This window comes from Ensifer sp. 4252, from assembly GCF_050434565.1.
GTDB lineage: Bacteria > Pseudomonadota > Alphaproteobacteria > Rhizobiales > Rhizobiaceae > Ensifer.
The window spans coordinates 203065-223240 of the sequence record NZ_JBNDIU010000002.1 but is presented as its reverse complement, the minus strand read 5'-3'; the positions used below and the strand labels follow the sequence as shown (position 1 = coordinate 223240).

Annotated in this window: 18 protein-coding genes; 8 read left to right on the top strand and 10 right to left on the bottom strand. The window is 62.5% G+C overall.

Annotation, left to right across the window (positions count from 1 at the left end):
* The first annotated feature begins 24 nt into the window (after window positions 1-24).
* The 5 genes from rplS (at window position 25) to ABIE33_RS07985 (ending at window position 4685) form a co-directional block, all read left to right on the top strand.
* Window positions 25-567: a 50S ribosomal protein L19 gene (gene rplS / locus ABIE33_RS08005; protein ID WP_053249162.1), complete on the top strand. Its 543-nt coding sequence runs from the start codon at window positions 25-27 to the stop codon at window positions 565-567.
* A 127-nt stretch (window positions 568-694) separates the two neighbouring features.
* Window positions 695-1504, top strand: a complete 810-nt coding sequence (locus tag ABIE33_RS08000; RefSeq protein WP_429123683.1) for a basic amino acid ABC transporter substrate-binding protein — start codon at window positions 695-697, stop codon at window positions 1502-1504.
* A 9-nt stretch (window positions 1505-1513) separates the two neighbouring features.
* Window positions 1514-2335 (top strand): amino acid ABC transporter permease, encoded by an 822-nt coding sequence (locus ABIE33_RS07995; RefSeq protein ID WP_429123681.1) that lies wholly within the window; start codon window positions 1514-1516, stop codon window positions 2333-2335.
* A gap of 243 nt (window positions 2336-2578) precedes the next feature.
* The gene (gene leuC, locus ABIE33_RS07990) at window positions 2579-3988 is read left to right on the top strand and encodes a 3-isopropylmalate dehydratase large subunit (RefSeq protein WP_429123679.1); all 1410 of its coding nucleotides are present in this window, start codon (window positions 2579-2581) and stop codon (window positions 3986-3988) included.
* Window positions 3989-4148: 160 nt separating this feature from the next.
* Window positions 4149-4685, top strand: a complete 537-nt coding sequence (locus tag ABIE33_RS07985; RefSeq protein WP_429123677.1) for a SixA phosphatase family protein — start codon at window positions 4149-4151, stop codon at window positions 4683-4685.
* 25 nt (window positions 4686-4710) lie between these two features.
* On the opposite strand, the gene ABIE33_RS07980 is transcribed toward ABIE33_RS07985, so the two are convergent.
* The 3 genes from ABIE33_RS07980 to ABIE33_RS07970 all read right to left on the bottom strand — a co-directional run bounded on the left by ABIE33_RS07980 (window position 4711) and on the right by ABIE33_RS07970 (window position 7256).
* Window positions 4711-5898, bottom strand: a complete 1188-nt coding sequence (locus tag ABIE33_RS07980) for a GNAT family N-acetyltransferase (protein ID WP_429123675.1) — start codon at window positions 5896-5898, stop codon at window positions 4711-4713.
* A 3-nt stretch (window positions 5899-5901) separates the two neighbouring features.
* On the bottom strand, window positions 5902-6552 hold the full coding sequence (locus ABIE33_RS07975; RefSeq protein ID WP_429123673.1) for a DUF6875 domain-containing protein: 651 nt from the start codon (window positions 6550-6552) through the stop codon (window positions 5902-5904).
* Window positions 6553-6707: 155 nt separating this feature from the next.
* On the bottom strand, window positions 6708-7256 hold the full coding sequence (locus ABIE33_RS07970) for a L,D-transpeptidase family protein (protein ID WP_429123671.1): 549 nt from the start codon (window positions 7254-7256) through the stop codon (window positions 6708-6710).
* A gap of 143 nt (window positions 7257-7399) precedes the next feature.
* Here ABIE33_RS07970 and ABIE33_RS07965 point away from each other — a divergent pair, with 143 nt between their 5' ends.
* Together ABIE33_RS07965 and ABIE33_RS07960 are read left to right on the top strand one after the other, a co-directional pair.
* Window positions 7400-8083: a response regulator transcription factor gene (locus tag ABIE33_RS07965; RefSeq protein ID WP_077500839.1), complete on the top strand. Its 684-nt coding sequence runs from the start codon at window positions 7400-7402 to the stop codon at window positions 8081-8083.
* Window positions 8084-8197: 114 nt separating this feature from the next.
* Window positions 8198-8653: a cyclic nucleotide-binding domain-containing protein gene (locus tag ABIE33_RS07960; protein WP_429123669.1), complete on the top strand. Its 456-nt coding sequence runs from the start codon at window positions 8198-8200 to the stop codon at window positions 8651-8653.
* Window positions 8654-8795: 142 nt separating this feature from the next.
* Here ABIE33_RS07960 and ABIE33_RS07955 read toward each other — a convergent pair whose 3' ends face one another.
* The 7 genes from ABIE33_RS07955 to tesB all read right to left on the bottom strand — a co-directional run bounded on the left by ABIE33_RS07955 (window position 8796) and on the right by tesB (window position 18846).
* Window positions 8796-10973, bottom strand: a complete 2178-nt coding sequence (locus tag ABIE33_RS07955) for a TonB-dependent siderophore receptor (RefSeq protein ID WP_429123667.1) — start codon at window positions 10971-10973, stop codon at window positions 8796-8798.
* Between the two features lie 302 nt (window positions 10974-11275).
* Window positions 11276-12082, bottom strand: a complete 807-nt coding sequence (locus ABIE33_RS07950) for an exodeoxyribonuclease III (protein WP_429123665.1) — start codon at window positions 12080-12082, stop codon at window positions 11276-11278.
* 202 nt (window positions 12083-12284) lie between these two features.
* Complete coding sequence (locus tag ABIE33_RS07945; RefSeq protein WP_429123664.1) at window positions 12285-12947, bottom strand: outer membrane lipoprotein carrier protein LolA; 663 nt, start codon at window positions 12945-12947, stop codon at window positions 12285-12287.
* 136 nt (window positions 12948-13083) lie between these two features.
* Window positions 13084-15756 carry a DNA translocase FtsK 4TM domain-containing protein gene (locus ABIE33_RS07940; protein ID WP_429123662.1) on the bottom strand — a complete coding sequence of 891 codons (2673 nt, stop codon included), beginning with the start codon at window positions 15754-15756 and terminating at the stop codon, window positions 13084-13086.
* 244 nt (window positions 15757-16000) lie between these two features.
* Window positions 16001-17359 (bottom strand): ammonium transporter, encoded by a 1359-nt coding sequence (locus tag ABIE33_RS07935; protein WP_429123660.1) that lies wholly within the window; start codon window positions 17357-17359, stop codon window positions 16001-16003.
* Between the two features lie 27 nt (window positions 17360-17386).
* Window positions 17387-17725 carry a P-II family nitrogen regulator gene (locus ABIE33_RS07930; protein ID WP_065780538.1) on the bottom strand — a complete coding sequence of 113 codons (339 nt, stop codon included), beginning with the start codon at window positions 17723-17725 and terminating at the stop codon, window positions 17387-17389.
* 230 nt (window positions 17726-17955) lie between these two features.
* Entirely contained in the window at window positions 17956-18846 is an 891-nt protein-coding gene (gene tesB / locus ABIE33_RS07925) for an acyl-CoA thioesterase II (RefSeq protein WP_429123657.1), read from the bottom strand.
* An 85-nt stretch (window positions 18847-18931) separates the two neighbouring features.
* Between tesB and ABIE33_RS07920 the strand changes: the two genes are divergently transcribed.
* Window positions 18932-20146 (top strand): ubiquinone biosynthesis hydroxylase, encoded by a 1215-nt coding sequence (locus tag ABIE33_RS07920; protein WP_429123655.1) that lies wholly within the window; start codon window positions 18932-18934, stop codon window positions 20144-20146.
* Window positions 20147-20176: the final 30 nt, after the last annotated feature.

Genomic DNA, 20176 nt, shown 5'->3' with positions numbered 1-20176 from the left:
AGAAGAACTTGAAAGGTTAACCCGATGAACATCATCCAGCAGCTGGAAGCCGAACAGGCCGCCAAGATTGCCGCCAAGCGCACGCTCCCCGATTTCTCCGCAGGCGACACCCTGCGCGTCAACGTCCGCGTTGTCGAAGGCACGCGTACCCGCGTTCAGGCCTATGAAGGCGTTTGCATCGCTCGCTCGGGCGGCGGCATCAACGAAAGCTTCACCGTTCGCAAGATCTCCTACGGCGAAGGCGTCGAGCGCGTATTCCCGGTCTACTCTCCGCTCGTCGAGAGCGTCGAAGTGGTTCGCCGCGGTAAGGTCCGTCGCGCCAAGCTCTACTACCTGCGCGATCGTCGCGGCAAGTCGGCTCGTATCGTTGAAAACACCGGTACCCGCGCCCGCAAGCTGAACGACGCCGAACGCCAGGCCGTTGCCGAGGAAAAGGCACGCATCGAAGCTGAAAAGATTGCAGCAGCTCAGGCTCTCGCCGCCGAAAAGGCAGCAGCCGAAGCAGCCGAAGCCAAGGCAGCAGCAGAAGCCGCTGAAGCCAAGGCAGCAGAAGCCGCTGCGGAATAAGATTTCAATCCTTTCGGATTGTTGGAAAGGCGGCCTCGGGCCGCCTTTCTTTTTTGGTACTATGCGCTTGTCTTTTCTTGGCAATCCGTGACATTTTTCGCTGCCACACTTTTCGGGAGCTCTTCCAATGACAATCCGTCGCCATGTGCTTGCGGGCATCGCAGCTGCACTTGCCGTTCCATTTGCATTTTCTGCACCGGCTTTCGCCAGCGACCTGCCGGATCTCGGCGGCAAGACGGTTGTCGTCGTCACGGAAAATGCCTACCCGCCGCTGCAGTTCGTCGATCCGAAGACCGGTGAGGCGATCGGCTGGGAATACGACGCGATGAACGAGATCGCCAAGCGTCTCAATTTCAAGGTCGAGTACCAGAACACCAGCTGGGACGCGATGATCCAGGCGGTTCACGACGGTCAGTACCAGATCGGCATGACCGGCATCACCATCAAGGACGACCGCAAGGAGAAGGTCGACTTCTCCGACCCCTATATGCGTTCGCAGCAGTTCATGCTGGTGCGTGGCGACGAGACCCGCTTCAATGACGGCAAGAGCTTCGGCGCCTTTGCCGACGGCCTGGTCGGTGCGCAGCCGGGCACCTCGCCGTTCTACACCGCCGTCTATGAAATGCTCGATGGCAATGAACAGAACCCGCGCGTCAAGCTGTTCGAAACCTTCGGCGCCACCGTGCAGGCCCTGAAGGCCGGCGATGTCGACGTCGTCCTGACCGACAGCGTTGCCGCCAAGGGTTATGTCGATTCTTCCGAAGGCAAGCTGAAGGTCGTCGGCGGCCCGCTCGGTACCGAGGATTTCGGCTTCATCTTCCCCAAGGGTTCCGATCTGGTCGCTCCGGTGAACGCCGCGATCAAGGCTCTGAAGGCGGATGGAACCTTCGACGCCTTGGACAAGAAGTGGTTCCTCGACTACAAGATGGGCGGCTGATCGCAGGCCATGGCCGCCCCACAATCTTCTGACATGTCCGGAAAGGGCGACTATCCCTGGTGGCTGGTCGCCCTTCTGGTGATTGCGGTGGCGCTGGCCGCTGTTATCGTCGCCAATGACATCTATACCGAAGTTTTCAACGTTGTTCTCAAGGGCATCGGCGTCACCATTTTCGTGACCCTGATGGGTTTCGTGCTGGCGACGACGCTCGGTCTCGGCATTGCGCTGATGGCGCTTTCGGAGCGTGCGGCACTTCGCCAGATCGCACGCTTCTATACCGAAGTCATCCGCGGCGTGCCGATCCTCGTTCTGCTGTTCTACATCGCCTTCGTCGGCGCCCCGGCGCTTGTCACGGCCGCCAACTTCATAGCGGCGCCGCTGATATCGGCCGGCTGGATGGAGCCGGTGGTGGTGCGTGACATTTCGCTGATGTGGCGGGCGATCATGGCGCTGATGATCGGTTATTCCGCCTTCATCGCCGAAGTCTTTCGGGCCGGCATCCTCTCGGTCGACAAGGGGCAGGTCGAGGCGGCCAAGGCGCTGGGCCTGACGCGTTACCAGCGGTTTCGCCTGGTGATCTTCCCGCAGGCGATCCGCGTGATCCTGCCGCCGCTCGGCAACGACTTCGTCGCCATGGTCAAGGACTCCTCGCTGGTCTCCGTGCTCGGCGTCGCCGACATCACCCAGATGGGCAAGGTCTACGCCTCCGGCTCCTTTCGCTTCTTCGAGACCTATTCGATCGTTGCCTATGTCTATCTCGTCCTGACCATCGGCCTGTCGCTGGGCTTGCGGGGGATCGAGCGGCGGTTGCGGCGCGCCGAGCAGCGTTGAGGCCGCTTCCACCGATTGCCGAAGTGTCAAAAAATTGATATGTACGGCCTCATGGAATCCAAGTTCGGATGTCGAGAGCAGAAAATCGTCGTGCTGCAGGACCACAAGCGTCTGCCGGCACGCTTTTTCGCGCGCGTATCCGGGGCGCTGACAAGCCTCCTATCCTGATCCCTTGATCAGCGTTTCCGGCCGCCTTGCTGCCGGCTTTTCCCTTATTTCCGAAAATTCGATGGATATATCGCCATGAGCGCACCGCGTACTCTCTATGACAAGATCTGGGACGACCATCTGGTCAACAGCCAGGACGATGGCACCTGTCTTCTCTACATCGATCGTCACCTCGTTCACGAAGTGACGAGCCCGCAGGCTTTCGAAGGCCTGCGCATGGCCGGGCGCAAGGTCCGCGCTCCGGAAAAGACGCTCGCTGTCGTCGACCACAACGTGCCGACCTCGCCTGATCGCCATCTCGGCATCAAGAACGAGGAAAGCCGCATCCAGGTCGAGGCACTCGCCACGAACGCAGCCGAGTTCGGCGTCGAATATTACTCCGAAAACGACAAGCGCCAGGGCATCGTGCACATCGTCGGCCCGGAACAGGGTTTCACGCTGCCGGGCATGACGATCGTTTGCGGCGACAGCCACACCTCGACGCATGGCGCCTTCGGCGCGCTGGCGCATGGCATCGGTACGTCGGAAGTCGAGCACGTGCTTGCGACCCAGACGCTGATCCAGCAGAAGGCCAAGAACATGCTGGTGCGTGTCGACGGCCAACTGCCGCCGGGCGTTACCGCCAAGGACATCATCCTTGCCATCATCGGCGAGATCGGCACCGCCGGCGGCACCGGCCACGTCATCGAGTTTGCAGGCGAAGCGATCCGCTCGCTGTCGATGGAAGGTCGCATGACCATCTGCAACATGACGATCGAAGGTGGTGCCCGCGCCGGCCTGATCGCGCCTGACGAAACGACCTTCGAGTATATCAAGGACAAGCCGCGCGCGCCGAAGGGCAAGGCCTGGGAAATGGCGCTCGACTACTGGAAGACGTTGCATACGGACGAAGGCGCGCATTACGATCGCGTCGTCGTGCTCGACGCTGCCGATCTGCCGCCGATCGTGTCCTGGGGTTCGTCGCCCGAGGACGTCATCTCGGTTCAAGGCATCGTCCCGAACCCGGACGAGATCCCGGAAGAAAACAAGCGCACCTCCAAGTGGCGCGCGCTCGACTATATGGGCCTGAAGCCCGGCACCAAGATCACCGACATATCCGTCGACCGCGTCTTCATCGGCTCGTGCACCAACGGCCGTATCGAGGACCTGCGCGCCGTTGCCGCTGTCGTCGAAGGCCGCAAGGTTGCGTCGACCGTTTCGGCGATGATCGTTCCGGGTTCCGGCCTCGTCAAGGAGCAGGCGGAAGCCGAAGGCCTCGACAAGATCTTCCGCGAAGCGGGTTTTGATTGGCGCGAGCCGGGCTGCTCGATGTGCCTTGCGATGAACGACGACCGGCTAAAGCCGGGCGAGCGTTGCGCCTCGACCTCCAACCGCAACTTCGAGGGCCGCCAGGGCTTCAAGGGACGCACGCACCTGGTGTCGCCGGCAATGGCGGCAGCCGCAGCTGTCGCCGGGCATTTCGTCGACATCCGCGAGTGGAAGTAAGCTGGCGCGAGTGGAAATAAGCCGGTTCTTGAGCTTTTCCGGCGTTGATGGCCGCCCTTCGGGGCGGCCTTTTTTATGGTCCACTCTTGCGGGGACAAAATGCCGGCGCGATGCGAGAATGGGTCAGGGTGGATCGCACTTCGCTGCGAAGGAGGACATGATGGCCGAGGATCACAGTGCGAAAACATACCGCCTGATGCTGTTGCGCCACGCCAAGTCCGCATGGCCGGACGGCGTGCCGGACCACGACCGGCCGCTCGGCGAGCGTGGCCGTAAGGCGGCGCCATTGATCGGCGCTGAAATGAAGCGCAATGGATTGATCCCGGGGCTCGCGATCGTTTCCACGGCGCGACGTGCGCAGGAAACCTGGGCGCTGGTCAGGGACAACTTGCCGGCGCCAATCCCCACCCGTGAAACGCGCGACATCTACGAAGTTGGGGCGCCCGCCATTCTGGCGACCATTCGCGCCGTTGACCCTGATATCCGCAACCTGCTTGTCGTCGGCCACAATCCGGGCATGGAGGAACTTGCGCATCTGCTGGCTGGATCCGGCAAAGACGAGGCGCTCGCGCGCATGCGGGGGAAGTTTCCGACAGCGGCGCTTGCCGTACTCGCGTTCGACGGCTCCAGTTGGGAGGACCTCGCATCGGGCACGTGCCGTCTCATCGATTTCGTCACGCCGCGCCAACTCGCCTGAGGCCGCGCCGGCTTGCCTGATCGGATCAGATCTTGCGTCTTGCCAGCCTGCGCACAAGGGCGGCCGGAAGGCGCTTTGCCAAGGCCCTGGCCGCCGGTAGCAGCCGCGCCATGACAAGCTCGCGCAGCAGCCATCCGCGCCAGGAGAATGCGAAAGCATAGTCGCTGACGGCAACCAGCCCGTCGGCGTGCTGCATCTTGTAGCCGTCCGCCGGCGCCAGCAGGTCGAAGACACGGCTGCCGCGATGGGCGGCGGCCGCGAATGTCCGGTGGATCAGCAGCCGCCCGAGACCCTCGCGGTCATAGCCGGGGTCGGTTGCCAGCACATGTCCGAAGGTGTGGCCCTTGCAATCGAAGGACAGATCAACGCCGATGGGTCGCCCATCGCAGGCGATCGTCGAGGCGTGCAGGCCGGCGCCGGGATCGCCGGCCAGGCCCTCGAAGAACACCTGGAAGCGGCGGTCCATGACGGTCGGCGACAGGATCGCGTTTTCAAGCAGCCAGTTTTTCTTGATGGTGATGGCGGCCGCCGCGGCTGCTACGGCTGTAGAACCCGGTTCCGGCTCGGCAAAGGTGATGTCGCCGTGCTCGCGCAGCCTTCGCAGCCGGCGCCGATAGTTCGAACGCTCGCGTGCGGAATAGGCGATGCCGGGGCCATCGGCTGTCACCCGCCGCGACAGGCTTGCGAAAGGCGCCTGCACGTCGCCGGGCAAGGAGGCGCCGCTCGGGATCGCCGAACCGCATAGGGTAGCGTCCGCTCTTACCCGCCGCGCTTCGAAGAGATCGGCGCCGAGCGATGCGACGGCGCTCCAGCCGGCTTCGAGTAAGGCGTGTCTGTTATCGCCAGTCTCGACGAGCACGTCGCCGAATTGGGCCACCGGCGCTCCCATGAAACCAAGCACATCAAAGCCAAGCTTGCGCTGGCGCACCAGCGGCCAGATGGCGGCGAGGCGCCCATGCATGCGCCCGGTGACAATGCAGAGCCGTGTCCCTGGATCGAGATAGTGCCGCGCCCAGTGTCGCAGGAAGATATGACGCTGGAACACCTGTTGAGGCTCCGCCGTCCGCTCGAAAAGGTCGTCCCATTCCTTGTGCAGGGCCTCGAAGCCTTCGAGACTTGTGACGAAACTGATTTGAAGATTTTCGCCCAAAAGCTGGCGGCTCGGAGTTATCTCAACCGCGTCGGCGATCGGCGACGTCGCTCGGCCGGGCATGGTTCAGCCGCTTCGGAAGTGATTGACGAGTCGCCGCGTTCCCTTGATCGGGAAGCGGGCGAGATAGGCAACCATGAGAGCGGGATGGAGAGCGGCAAACGGGGCGTCGTTCTCGACCAGATGCCGGATCGCCAGAACAGGCATCGGCGAGCGCAGCGGGCGGAACTCCGGGTTCCACAGGCCAAGATCCTCGGAGCCCGCATGCATCATGCCGATCATCCGGGCGCGGGCGAGTGAATAGAATCGATGCCGCCGCTGGATGCGCTTCAACATCGCGATCCCACCGGGATCGGCGCAGTCTGGAAAGCCAACGATCACCGTGCGGAAATGCTTCATCGCGGTTTTGCAGGGGATGGCTTCGAGTTCGCCGAATGCGCCACGGATGAGAGCAAAGGCCTTGTCTTCGTCCTCGGCGCGCGCGGGAGAAATCGCCAGCCGAACCGTATCGATCTTGGCGGCCTGACGGGTAAAGGGGCAAACGGCGCCGGTGCGTCCGAGATCGGGGTGACCGTTCATCAGATAGGATTCGACCCAGTCGAGCAGCTGCGCAATGTCGGAACCTTGCGAGACGCCGTCCGCGATATCACGAACCTCTTTTATCCCGAAGAACCGCCCGTCGGTCGCCGGTATCGCTTTGGCCGTCATGGTCAGCATCGGCAGCACTCGTCCTGCAAATCTCGCTTGAGGCTACATAGACACCAGAGCTTGCGGAAGTGTTGATGGTTGTGCGCAATGAGATTTCCCGTCCAGCTTATGCTTTCCGAATCCTTCAGTCGACCGCCGGCATGGCCCATATGGGAGCATCGGCGTCAGAGAACTTTGACGACCGCACCGTGACGCAGATGCGGGATCAACCGGCGCATGGCGGCAAAGCTTATGGCGACGCAGCCCTCGGTCGGCTCGTATCCGGGACGGATAAGGTGAAAGAAGATTGCCGAACCGGCATAACGGCGCCGGCTGGTCAGGTTCCAGTCCATCACTAGGCAGATGTCGTAGAGCCCGTCCACACGCATCATTTCTTCGTGGCTCGCTGCGAAGGGCGCCTTGGCCGGGCGATTGTAGCGGGCATGGCCGGGAGCGTCGCACCAGAGCATGCCCTTGCGTGTGATCCGTGTCGGCAACGGCGTCGGCGGCAGCAGGATGCGGTCGCGCCTGACGTAGCCGCCGATGAGCTTCATCGCGGCGCGCGGCGTGGCGCCGTCGCCCTCGCGCTTGCGGCTGGTAAACCCGCTTCGGCCAATGGCCGCTTGCTCCGTGCGGCCATCGAAGGTAACCAGTGCACGCCTGCGATCAAGCGGGGCAGGCCGGACGGTGATGACGGATTTGACTGGCCTTCTTCCCGACGTTTTCTTGCGCATCTCTCTCACAGATTTTTGAATTGTCCGTGATTTGGCGGGCACCATAAGCACGGTTGCATATATAACGCGGTTCCAAAACCGGTTCGCTTGCCAACACGGGCATTTGAGCTAGTTTGAAACCGGAAGCAAACAGGAATTGTCCCATGGCGACCCGTACCATTCTTCTTGTCGACGACGACAATGACCTGCGCGAAACGTTGGTCGAGCAGCTTTCGCTTTACGAGGAATTCGATCTTCTCCAGGAGGCCTCTGCCGGCAAGGGCATTCAGGCGGCGCGCGCCCAGCAGGTCGACCTGCTGATCATGGATGTCGGCCTGCCCGACATGGACGGGCGCGAGGCGGTCAAGCTCCTGCGCAAGGGCGGCTTCAAGGCGCCGATCATCATGCTCACCGGTCACGATACCGATTCGGATACGATCCTCGGTCTGGAAGCCGGCGCGAACGACTATGTCACCAAGCCGTTTCGCTTCGCCGTCCTGCTCGCTCGTATCCGCGCACAGCTGCGCCAGCACGAACAGAGCGAAGACGCGACCTTCAGTGTCGGTCCCTACACGTTCAAGCCGAGCCAGAAGCTGCTGACGCTCGAAAACGGCCAGAAGATCCGGCTGACCGAAAAGGAGGCGGCGATCATCCGTTATCTCTACCGCGCCGACCAGAAGGTGGTGACGCGCGACGTGCTGCTCGAAGAAGTCTGGGGCTACAATTCCGGCGTGACGACGCACACGCTGGAAACACATGTCTACCGGCTTCGCCAGAAAATCGAGCGTGACCCTTCCAATGCCGAGATTTTGGTGACAGAGAACGGCGGCTACAAGATCGTTCCGTGAGGCGGCGACTTCGGATGATTTCTCCGCACGTCAGCCGCTTCGGACTATTTGCATCGATTGCTATGCTCTTGGGTATCGAGCCCTGGAGCATCGTGATTCAGGGAGGTTAGCCGTTTGGCACTCAACGACGACATCGTTCTTCTGTCCAATGTGCCGCTTTTTGCCGACATCAGCGAAGACAAGCTGAGGCTGATCGCCTTTGGCGCGGAACGTCGGCGCGTGTTCAAGGGGCAGGAGCTGTTTCGCGAGGGCGCTCCGGCCGATTGCGCCTTTGCCATTGCCAGCGGCAGCCTCTCGCTTTCGAAAGCCAATGCCGACGGCGCGATGGAGGACATCACCACCGTCGGCCGCGGCGCGCTTCTCTCGGAGCTGGCGCTGATCTCGATGGTGGAGCGCAAGTTCACGGCGACCGCAGACGAAGACAGCGAAGTGATCCGCATCAATCGCCCGCTGTTCCGGCGCATGCTGGAAGAATATCCGGAAGTTGCCGCCCTCGTCGAGGCGCGCATCCGCGAGAACCTGCAGGCGATGATCCGCCGCGCCGGGGCACTTGCCGGCCGTTTCGCCTGACGCACTCCCGATAAGTGGCCGGACGCTACAGCGCCGTGCGTCTTTTCAGATGCACAAAGGTCGCTGTAGCACTTTGAATCATTGCCTGTTTTTAGCCTTGGATCGAATACGATTTAAGGGAACATGCAATAGGCGTTTTCACCTACCATTTGTACTTGAGCGAGCCGAGCACGGTGCGGCCCTGGCCGAAGTAGCAGTAACCGTCGGTGCAGACTTGTTCTCGCCGGTCGCCAAGGTTGGTTGCACTGACGGCCAGTGACAGGCCGTCCAGATCGGGGTTCTTCACGCCGAAATCGTAGGCGATCGACGCGTCGAAGTAGACAGCGCCGCCGTTTTCCGCCGCGTTGTCATCAGAGGTGAAGGACTTGGACGTGGCGCGAACGCCGCCGCCAAGGCTGAGACCGGCAAGCTGCGTATCGTCGGGCACGAGATAGTTTACCCAGAGGGATGCGATGTTGCGCGGCTTGGTCGAGGGCACGTTGCCGATCAGTGCGGGATTGACGTTGCCGGTGATCTCGGCGTCGTTGTAATTGTAGGCGGCGATCAGGCTGAAGCCGTTGTCGAACTCGCGGCGCGCTTCGACCTCGAAGCCCTTGGTGGTTACCTCACCCGAGGATTTGTAGTAGTAGCCGACAGGCAGCGAGGCGTCCGGCACATATTGCGGTGCCCCGGTTTCGACGATCCGATAGACGGCGGCGCTCAGCGAATAGGCCTCGCCTTCCGGCTGGTACTTGATGCCCAGTTCGATCTGCTCGCCCGTCGTCGGATCCAGAACCGTACCGTCTGCCGAGAGCTGCGTGCTCGGCACGAAGGACGTGCCGTAGCTGGCGTAGGGCGCGATACCGTTGTCGAACAGGTAGAGCAGGCCAACCTGGCCGGTGAGTTCACCGTCGTCCTTGCGATCGACGGCGCCGCTGTTCTTGTTGGTGCTCGTCTGGTCGACCCAGTCGTAGCGCAGGCCGGCGACGGCGCGCCAGTTGCCGAATTCCGCCTGGTCCTGGGCATAGATGCCGGTTTGGCGCAGATCGCGGCCGCTGAAGCTGGTCAGCGCCGGCGTCGGGCCGCTGACGCCGAATGTCGGATTGTTGAGGTCGAAGCGATAGGCTGGATCGGTGGCGCCAAAGCCCAGCCCGAAGTCTGACGTGATCCAGGTATAGTCGAGGCCGGTCAGCAGCGTGTGCGAAACGGCGCCGGTATCGAAGGTCGCCAGCAACTGGTTGTCGATCTGGTAGGCGCGCTGGTCGTCCTTGATGGCGACGGCAGAGCGGTCGAATACTTCGGGCGCGACCTCGGTGCCGAATTGCAGATAGCGCGCCTCCAGGTCCATGTCGCTGACGCGGGCGTGCTGGCGGAAGGTCAGGCCGTTGCCGAACTCATGCTCGAATATGTAGCCGGCCTGGTACTGCCGTACTTTCTGGTGGTCGTAGTCCGGATCGCTGTAGCGCAGTAGCTTGCCGCCATGCTCAAATACCCGCGGGCTGGCATCGCTCTCGCCCTTCTGCCCGAGGCCGTAGACGGTCAATGACGTTGCCTCGTCCGGCTTCCAGGTGAAGGAGGGCTGCAACAGGTAACGGTCGTCGGCGACGTCGTAGCTGGTTTCACCGTTCCGCAGCAGACCGACGATGCGATAGAGGAAATCGCCCTCGGCCGTCACCGGGCCGCCGAAATCGAAGGCGGCCTGGGCGCGACCGATCGTGCCGTACTGAACCTCGACCTCGCGGTGGGTTTCCTCCTGCGGCATCTTGGAAATGCGGTTGACGATGCCGCCGACGCCGGCGGCGCCGTACATCACCGAAGCCGGCCCCTTGATGATCTCGATGCGGTCGAGACCGTAGATCTCGGTCGGGAAGGTGCCGTAGTTCATGTAGGGCTGGCGCAGGCCGTCGCGGAAATCGCCGGTTGTCGTCGTCTCGAAGCCCCGAATGTAGATCTGGTCGAAACGTGGGTCGAAGCCGAAGGCGCCCGTGGTGACACCGGCGGCATAGCGGGTCGCCTGGATCATGTCCTGGGCGCCGCGCTCCTCCAGTTCCCTGCGGGTGACGACGGAGACTGAGCGCGGGGTTTCGACCAGCGGGGTGTCCGTCTTCAAGGCTGAGATATTGCGCGACGGCGCGATGGTCTCGTTGTCTTCGGCGATACTGGTGGCAGCCTGCCCCGCCGAAACCTCGATCTTCTGCAGCCGCGTCGTCTTTTCATTTTTCGCCGTCTGCGCGATGGCGGAATTCGGCAGCAGTCCGATCGTGATCGCGAGCAGTGCCGTCGTTGCGGAAAGAAAATGAAGCGAGGTGCGAACGGGTGTGTTCGGAGAAATCTTGCGCATGATCTGGCCCTCTTGCGGGCGCGCGAAAGCCCTCCGGATCGGCCCGGAGCGAAGCACCCGAAAATCGCTGGAAACGACGGCCGTTCAGCCGCCGCAGGCGGTGTCCCCGCCGCAGGCAAGAGGGATAATCGCTTCGAAATTCATGATCAAGAAAAATATGATTCTTTTACTCATCTTTTGTCGACGGCGACTGATCGAGCTAGAGCGTTGCCGTCTTAAGTGGAGTCATGGCAATGCTCCAACACTTTGTTTTTCCGCATTTCCTGACGGAAAACCGCTTCGCACTTTTCCTGGAAAGTGCTCTAAATATCGAAATGCGCGATCACCGGCACATGGTCCGACGGCCGCTCCCAGCCGCGCGCTTCTCGCAGGATATCCACCTGCCTCAGCTTCGGGGCGAGGTCGGCCGAGGACCAGATATGGTCGAGACGTCGGCCGCGGTCGGCGGCTTCCCAATCCTTCGCGCGGTAACTCCACCATGTGTAGAGCTTTGTCGGCGCCGGCGCATGCTGGCGCATCAGATCGACCCAGGCGCCGCCGGTCATCACCGTGGTCAGGCCCTCGGTTTCGATCGGCGTATGGCTGACGATCTTCAGGAGCTGCTTGTGCGACCAGACGTCGTCCTCAAGCGGCGCGATGTTGAGGTCGCCGACGAGGATGGAGGAGATGCCCGCCTCGGCTTCGGCGTGCAGCAGCTTCATCTCATCGACGAAATCGAGCTTGTGGCCGAATTTCGGGTTGATCGAGCGGTCCGGTTCATCGCCACCGGCGGGAACGTAGAAATTGTGCAGGCGGATTTTCCTGCCGCCGGCCTCGAACACCACCGAAAGGTGGCGTGCATCGCCGACGCCGCAATAGTCGCGGCGGTCGCTGAGCTCGTGCAGGGGCAGGCGCGAGATCGTCGCGACACCATGATAGCCCTTCTGGCCGTGCATCTCGATGTGGTGGTAGCCGAGCGCCTTCAGCGGCTTTGCCGGAAACTGGTCGTTCGGGCACTTGGTCTCCTGCAGGCAGAGGATATCGGGCTGCCAGGTCTTCAAGAGGTGTTCGACCAGCGGCATGCGCAGGCGAACGGAGTTGATGTTCCACGTGGCGACGGAAAGGGCCATTACTCATTCCCCATGATCGGGTAAGGCCGGGCGTTCGACGAAAAAGGAAGCCGGCTCAGGACGGATGTTTTCGATGTCGGGGAGGTTTAAGCAGGTCTGCCGCGTCGGGACAAGGAAGGCATGAAAAAGGCCGCCCAAAGGCGACCGATGTCCACAATACCGGCGTTTCAGGGCCAGTCTCCGCGCCAGAATGGGGCCGGTTTCACCCGCCCCGCTTGTTGCGCACTTCGTCGTAGGGAATCTTGAACACCTTGTCGTCAAGCGCGATGCCGGTCCGGACGTTGAAGATCATCACCGACGTGTCCTTCTTCTGCGCATCGGTGATCGTCCACTGGCGCAGATCGTACGTCTTCGGATCGAACATCATGGTGATCGTCGAATCGCCGAAGATCGAGCGATCTCCGAGCACGATGGTGATGAGGTCCGATTCTTCCTTGACGTCGCGCACCATCTTGCCGGTCAGATCGATCCGTTCGCTGAGCAACAGGTTCAGCGGCGTCTTGGAGAGCGGGTAGATGTCCCAGGTCTTCAGCTTCATATTGCCGATGACCACCGACTTGCCGTCGGAAATCACGCGCATCGGCGAAGGCGCTTCGTAGTTGAAGCGGATGCGGCCGGGACGGCGGATGTAGAACTTGCCACCCGTCTGCTCGCCGCGCGGCCCGAACTGCACAAATTCGCCGGACATGGTCTTCACCGACGAGAAATGATCGGCGATCTTCTGCGCCGAGCGGGGTGCCTGGGCAAAGGCCTTGGTGACGTCAAGACCGGCGCCACCCATGCCCGCGAGCGCCGCGAGGCCGCAAACGAATACACGGCGCGACATCGCCGGATTGCTGCCCAGGGTGGTTTTTGTCTCTGTCATCGCAGTCTCCTTCATTTCCTTGATCATCTGGAGCGCAAGTGCGGCACCTTCAAGGCGTTTTTCATGGCCTACGGCGGGCCGCGCTCTCACATGACCGTTACCGGGCATGGATCATCGCCCGGGACAAAAGCCGGGTTTACCGGCCGGTGATTTCCGCTTCGGTCGGCACGAGGATTTCTCGTTTGCCGGCATGGTTTGCCGGGCCGATGATGCCTTCCTGTTCCATGCGCTCGATCAGCGACGCGGCCCTATTATAGCCTATCCCGAGGCGACGTTGCACATAGGATGTGGAGGCCTTGCCGTCGCGCAGAACGATGGCCACTGCCTGGTCGTACGGATCGTCGGAATCGGCAAGGTTGGAGGTCCCGGCCGGGCCGCCGCCGTCATTGTCCTCGTCGTCATCTTCGGTGATGGCGTCGAGATACTGCGGTGTGCCCTGGGTCTTGAGATAGGCGACGACTTCCTCGACCTCGGTGTCGGACACGAACGGCCCGTGCACGCGCTGGATGCGTCCGCCGCCGGCCATGTAGAGCATGTCGCCCATGCCGAGCAACTGTTCGGCGCCCTGTTCGCCAAGGATGGTGCGGCTGTCGATCTTCGAGGTCACCTGGAAGGAAATACGCGTCGGGAAGTTGGCCTTGATCGTGCCGGTGATGACGTCGACCGAGGGGCGCTGCGTCGCCATGATCACGTGGATGCCGGCGGCACGTGCCATCTGCGCCAGCCGCTGCACCGCGCCTTCGATGTCCTTGCCGGCGACCATCATCAGGTCGGCCATTTCGTCGATGATGACGACGATGTAAGGCATCGGCGACAGATCGAATTCTTCGGTCTCGTAGATCGCCTCGCCGGTCTGGCGGTCGAAGCCGGTCTGCACCGTGCGGGTGATCGCATCACCCTTGGCCAGCGCCTGTTCGACACGGGTGTTGAAGCCGTCGATGTTGCGCACGCCGATCTTCGACATCTTCTTGTAGCGCTCTTCCATCTCGCGCACTGTCCACTTGAGCGCGACGACCGCCTTCTTCGGGTCGGTCACCACAGGCGAAAGCAGGTGCGGAATGCCGTCATAGACGGAGAGTTCGAGCATCTTCGGGTCGATCATGATCAGGCGGCACTGGTCAGGACGCAGGCGGTAGAGCAGCGACAGGATCATGGTGTTGATCGCCACCGACTTGCCCGAGCCGGTGGTGCCGGCAACGAGCAGGTGCGGCATCTTGGCGAGGTCGGCGACCACAGGCTCGCCGCCGATGGTCTTGCCGAGCGCCATGGCCAGACGCGCCTTGCTGGTCTCGAAGTCACGCGAGCCGACCAACTCGCGCAGATAAACCGTTTCGCGACGCTGGTTCGGCAGTTCGATGCCAATGGCGTTGCGGCCAGGTACCACGGCGACGCGGGCGGCGATCGCGCTCATCGAGCGGGCGATGTCGTCGGCAAGGCCGATGACACGGGAGGATTTGATGCCTGGCGCCGGCTCCAGTTCATAAAGGGTAACGACAGGACCGGGTCGGACGTGGATGATTTCGCCCTTGACGCCGAAGTCCTCCAGCACGCCTTCGAGCATGCGGGCATTCTGTTCCAGCGCATCGGCGGAGAGCGAAGCATCGCGGGTGACGTTCTTCGGTTCAGCCAAGAAGTGCATTGGCGGCAGCGCAAAATCACCGTCGTCGTCGACGAAGGAGCGCTGGGCTTCACGCTCGAACCGTTGGCCGGTCTTCGGGCGAGGCGGCGGCGTCGCAATACGCGAACCGGCCTTCGGCAGGCCCTGCTTCGGCGGTGCGGCTTTCGGCGCCCAGTCGGCTGCCACGTCGAGATCGTCGTCTTCATCGTCGGGCAGGATGCCGGCGGGGCGGCGATCGTCCATGTCGAAGGGCAAGTCGTCATCGTCGTCGGCCATGATCGGCGGCGGCGTGACGACACGGCGCTCGGAACGGTCGAGCGAAGGTTCGATACGGTCTCCGGCAACCATCGGCTTCGGCCGGACCGGCTCGTTCAGCGTGCCGAATTCGTCGTTGTTGAAATCGTAGGGCTCGTCGTACTGGCGCTTCGTCGGGGCGCGGGTTCCGCTCATGCCGAAGATGCGGCGAACGCGCGCCTGCAGGGTGTAGCGCATGTGGGCGAACGAGCCCATCAGCAGGGTGAAGGGGCCTTCGCTGTCGTCTTCGTCCAGTTCGTCGCGCACGGTGCGCGCCTTGCTCGGCGTCGGCTCCTCGATCTCCTCTTCGTCCTCCTCCTCGCCGACACCGATCAGGCCGGCGCTGTAGATCAGGCACCAGGCGGCAGGGGCGGCAAAGATGCAGGCAAGAACGGTGGCGAAGGTGCCGGTCGGGAAGGCGCCGGTGAACAGCGCGGGAAAACGCAGGATCATGTCGCCGAAGACGCCGCCGAGACCGTTGGGCAGCGGCCAGGTGATGGGCGCCGGAACACAGCTCAAGGCTGCGCCTGCAAGCACCGATCCGACGAACCAGAGGCCGAAGCGCTTGAAGATCTTGTCGAAGCGCTTGCCGCCGATCAGCACCAGCGCCCAGGCAACGGCCGGAAGCAGGGCGACGACGCTTGCAAGCCCGAAGAACTGCATGAAGATGTCGGCAAAGGCAGCGCCGGCATAGCCGAGCACGTTGGTCGGCTCGTCGGAGGTGGCGTAGGAGAAGCTCGGGTCGGCGACGTTCCATGTCGATAGCGCCGCGATCGCCAGTGCCAGCGCGCCAAACAGCGCGAAGCCCGCCAGCGACGCGATCTGTCGCCATACGAATGTGGTTAGCACGAACCGGTTGGAACGGCTGTCAAGCGTTGCCGGATTGCTTCTGCTCATGTTGCCTGCTGCCCGTCTCGATCTTCAAGACACATTGCGTGCCATGGAATCAACCTAAGCGAAGCACGGTTAACGCGACATTAACCATGCGCATGTGCCGCTAAAATACCGGTGGGCGAAGGCGTGCAATCCGCATGAAGGGGCAAAAAAAGCCCGGATCTGTCGATCCGGGCCAAAGGCGATCCGCATCAGACGGACCGCGACGGGACGTTGAGCGGCGCCTGTCTACGGCGCCGCGATTGGCTTAGCTGTGGTAGGCGGCTTCGCCGTGGGACGAGAGGTCGAGACCTTCGCGTTCGGCTTCGACCGAGACCCGGAGCCCGACGATCGCATCGACCACTTTGTAGAGGATGGCCGAGACGACACCGCACCAGACGATGGTGATGGCAACGGCGGTAACCTGGGTCATGAACTGACCGCCCATGGTGACGCCGTCGGCATAGCCGATGCCGCCGAGCGAGGACGATGCGAAGATGCCGGTTGCGAGCGCACCGAAGAAGCCGCCGACGCCGTGAACGCCGAAGACGTCAGCGGTGTCGTCGTAGCCGAACTTGTTCTTCACCACCGAGACGAAGAAGTAGCACAGCGGCGAAACGATCAGACCCATGACGATCGCGCCCATCGGGCCGGCAATGCCGGCGGCAGGCGTGATGGCGACGAGGCCGGCGATCATGCCCGAGGCAGCACCCAGCATCGAGGCCTTGCCGCGGGTGAAGGTTTCGACGACGGACCAGGAGAGAATGGCCGCTGCCGTTGCGAGGAAGGTGTTGACGGTTGCGAGCATCGCGCCGCCGGAAGCCTCGAGGTTGGAGCCGGCGTTGAAGCCGAACCAGCCGAACCACAGCATCGCTGCGCCGACGAGCGTCAGCGTCATCGAATGCGGTGCCATCATGTCCTTGCCGAAACCGGTGCGCTTGCCGACCATGATCGCGCCGATGAGGCCTGCGACGCCGGCATTGATGTGAACGACGGTGCCGCCGGCGAAGTCAAGCGCGCCCATGCCGAAGAGCAGGCCGTTGCCGTCCCAGACCATGTGGGCGATCGGGAAGTAGACGAAGGTTGCCCACAGGACGGAGAAGAGCACGGCCGCCGAGAACTTGATGCGCTCGGCAAAGGCGCCGATGATGAGTGCCGGCGTCAGCGCTGCGAACGTCATCTGGAACAGCATGAAGATGTATTCCGGAATGACCACGCCTTCGGAGAAGGTGGCCGATGTGCTTTCAACCGAGACGCCTGCGAGGAACATCTTGGCGAAGCCGCCGAAATAGGGGCTGGTCGAGCCACCGAAGGCGAACGAATAGCCATAGACGACCCAGACGATCATCATCGTTGCGCCGATGACGGTGCACTGCATCAAGACCGACAACATGTTCTTGGCGCGAACGAGGCCGCCGTAGAAGAGCGCAAGGCCCGGGATCAACATGAAGAAGACGAGCAGGGTGGAGATGAACATGAAGGCCGTGTCGGCCTTGTCGGGAACGGGTACTGCGGCAGCGGCTGCTGCCGGTGCGGCTTCCTGGGCAAAGGCGACGACCGGCGCAAGAAGGGCGGCAGAGGCTGCGCCGATCCTTACCAGAGAGGTGGAAAGTTTGCTTGACGACATCGAATAGTGCTCCCTGAACGGCGTGGCTTACAACGCTTCTGAATCGGTTTCGCCAGTGCGGATGCGCACGGCATGGTCAATCGAATAGACAAAGATCTTGCCGTCACCGATCTGGCCGGTCTTGGCGGCAGCGGCGATCGCTTCCACGGCCTTGTCGACGACCTCAGAGGGGACCGCGATCTCGATCTTCAGCTTTGGCAGGAAGCTCACGGCATATTCGGTGCCGCGATAGATTTCCGTATGTCCCTTCTGGCGGCCGTAGCCTTTGACTTCGGTTACGGTCAGGCCCTGGATGCCAACAGCAGTGAGGGCTTCGCGAACCTCATCGAGCTTGAACGGCTTGATAATGGCCATCACAATTTTCATCGGTTTCCCATCCTTGTTCGCCTCCGGGCGGAGGCCATCTCTCCTTGCTGCGAACGCTGAAAGCGCCATGCAACCGGACAGCTACATTCAAGGGGCGTGCCAGATTCCTCTTGGCGCGCTAAACCTATGAAAAGGCATGGGAAAATTATCTGTCGCAGCGATGTTGCCGCGACGCGCTAAAAAATCGTCACTTTAGAAGGTTAAAAAATAGGCAGAAAAGAATAAGTGCCTTACTTTTGTTCAGCTGCCTTTTTCCGGATCAGGCCTTCCTGCGCCACCGAGGCAATCAGCACGCCAGAACGGTCAAAAAGGCTGCCGCGGGTCATGCCGCGGGCGCCATGGGCGCTGGGGCTATCCTGGGTATAGAGCAGCCATTCGTCCATCTTGCAGGGACGGTGGAACCACATGGCGTGATCAAGGCTTGCAACCTGCAGGTTGCGATCGAACACCGATGTGCCATGCGCATAGAGCGAGGTGTCGAGCAGCGTCATGTCGGAGAGATAGGCAAGAACGGCGGCCTGCAGGTGGCGCTCGTCGGGCACGTGGCCGACGGCCTTGACCCAGACGTCCTGCGTCGGCTTGCCGTCGTTGCGCGCGAAATAATGGGCGAGCGAGACCGGCCGGATCTCGATCGGCCGCGGCCGCTCCCAGTAGCGGCGGATCGCTTCGGGGGCGTGCGCCAGGAACTTGTCCTTCAGCTCCTGTTCGCCCGGCAGGGTTTCGGGCATCGCCACGTTGGGGATCTCGATCTGATGCTCGAAGCCGTCCTCGTCATACTGGAATGACGCCGACATCGAGAAGATCGCCTTGCCATGCTGGATGGCGACCACCCGCCGCGTGGCGAAACTGGAGCCGTCGCGGATGCGGTCCACCTCGTAGATGATCGGCACGGACGGATCGCCGGGGCGCATGAAATAGGCGTGCAGCGAGTGCACGTAGCGGCCCTCGTCGACGGTGCGCTGGGCTGCGACCAGCGCCTGCCCGATCACCTGGCCGCCGAACACGCGCTGCCACCCGACCTGGGGGCTGCGGCCACGGAACAGGTTCTCCTCGAGCTTTTCGAGGTCGAGTGTGGCAAGCAGCGCATCCATGGGCGTTGCGGTCTCGGTGGGGCGCGACATTTCGGCTGTCTCCGATGGTAGGAACGGCGATGGCATTGATCTATATAGGCATGAAACGATGCTCAAGTGCGACGGGAGAAAGCGGATGATCGATGTGTTGATTGCCGGTGGCGGCTATGTCGGCCTTTCGCTCGCGGTATCGCTGAAGAAGGCGGCGCCGCATCTGGCCGTTTCGGTGATAGACGGCGCGCCGAAAGGCGCCTGGAAGCGGGACGAGCGCGCCTCTGCCGTCGCCTCGGCGGCTGAGCGCATGCTCGACGTTCTCGGCGTGTGGCAGGCGATTGTGCCGGAGGCCGAGCCGATCCGGCGCATGGTCATCACCGATTCGAAAACCTCCGATCCGGTGCGTCCGGTTTTCCTGACCTTCGACGGCGAAGGCGAAGAGGGACGGCCATTTGCCCATATGGTTCCGAACACTGCCTTGGTCGGCGCCTTGCGGGACGCCTGCGAGGAGTTTGGCGTTACCGTGCGGCAGTCGACGATGGTCGAAACCTTCGAGAGCGGCGATCATGCGGTTGCCGTGACGCTTGCCGGCGGCGAGCAGATGGAGGCCCGCCTGCTGGTTGCCTGCGACGGCGTGCGCTCGAAGCTGCGTGATGCGGCCGGCATCAAGACGGTCGAGTTCGACTATGGCCAGTCGGGCATCGTCACCACCGTCGAGCATGAGCGCCCGCACGAAGGCACCGCCGAGGAGCATTTCCTGCCGGCCGGCCCCTTCGCCACGCTGCCGCTCAAAAACAATCGCTCGTCGCTGGTGTGGACCGAACGCACCGAGGATGCCGAGCGCCTGGTCAAGGGCGACGATTTCCTCTTCGAAGAAGAGCTGGAGCGCCGCTTCGGCCACAGGCTCGGCCATCTCAAGGTCGTCGGCGGCCGCCGCGCCTTTCCGCTCGGCTTGACGCTGGCGCGGGATTTCGTCAAGCCGCGGTTTGCGCTTGCCGGCGATGCCGCCCACGGCATCCACCCGATCTCCGGCCAGGGTCTCAATCTCGGCTTCAAGGACGTGGCGGCGCTGGCCGAGACGATCGTCGAGGCGGATCGCCTCGGGCTCGATATCGGTTCGCTTGCCATTCTCGAGCGCTACCAGAGCTGGCGCCGGTTCGACACCTTCCGCATGGGGGTGACGACCGATGTGCTCAACCGGCTGTTTTCGAACGACATCACGCCGGTCAGGATCGCCCGTGACTTCGGTCTCGGCCTGGTCGATCGACTGCCGTCACTCAAAAGCTTCTTCATCCGCCAGGCGGCGGGCATTGCCGGCGACGCCGACCCGCGGCTGCTTTCGGGCCAGCCGATCTGAGTGCAAAGCGCTTAACGGCGGACTTGCCCC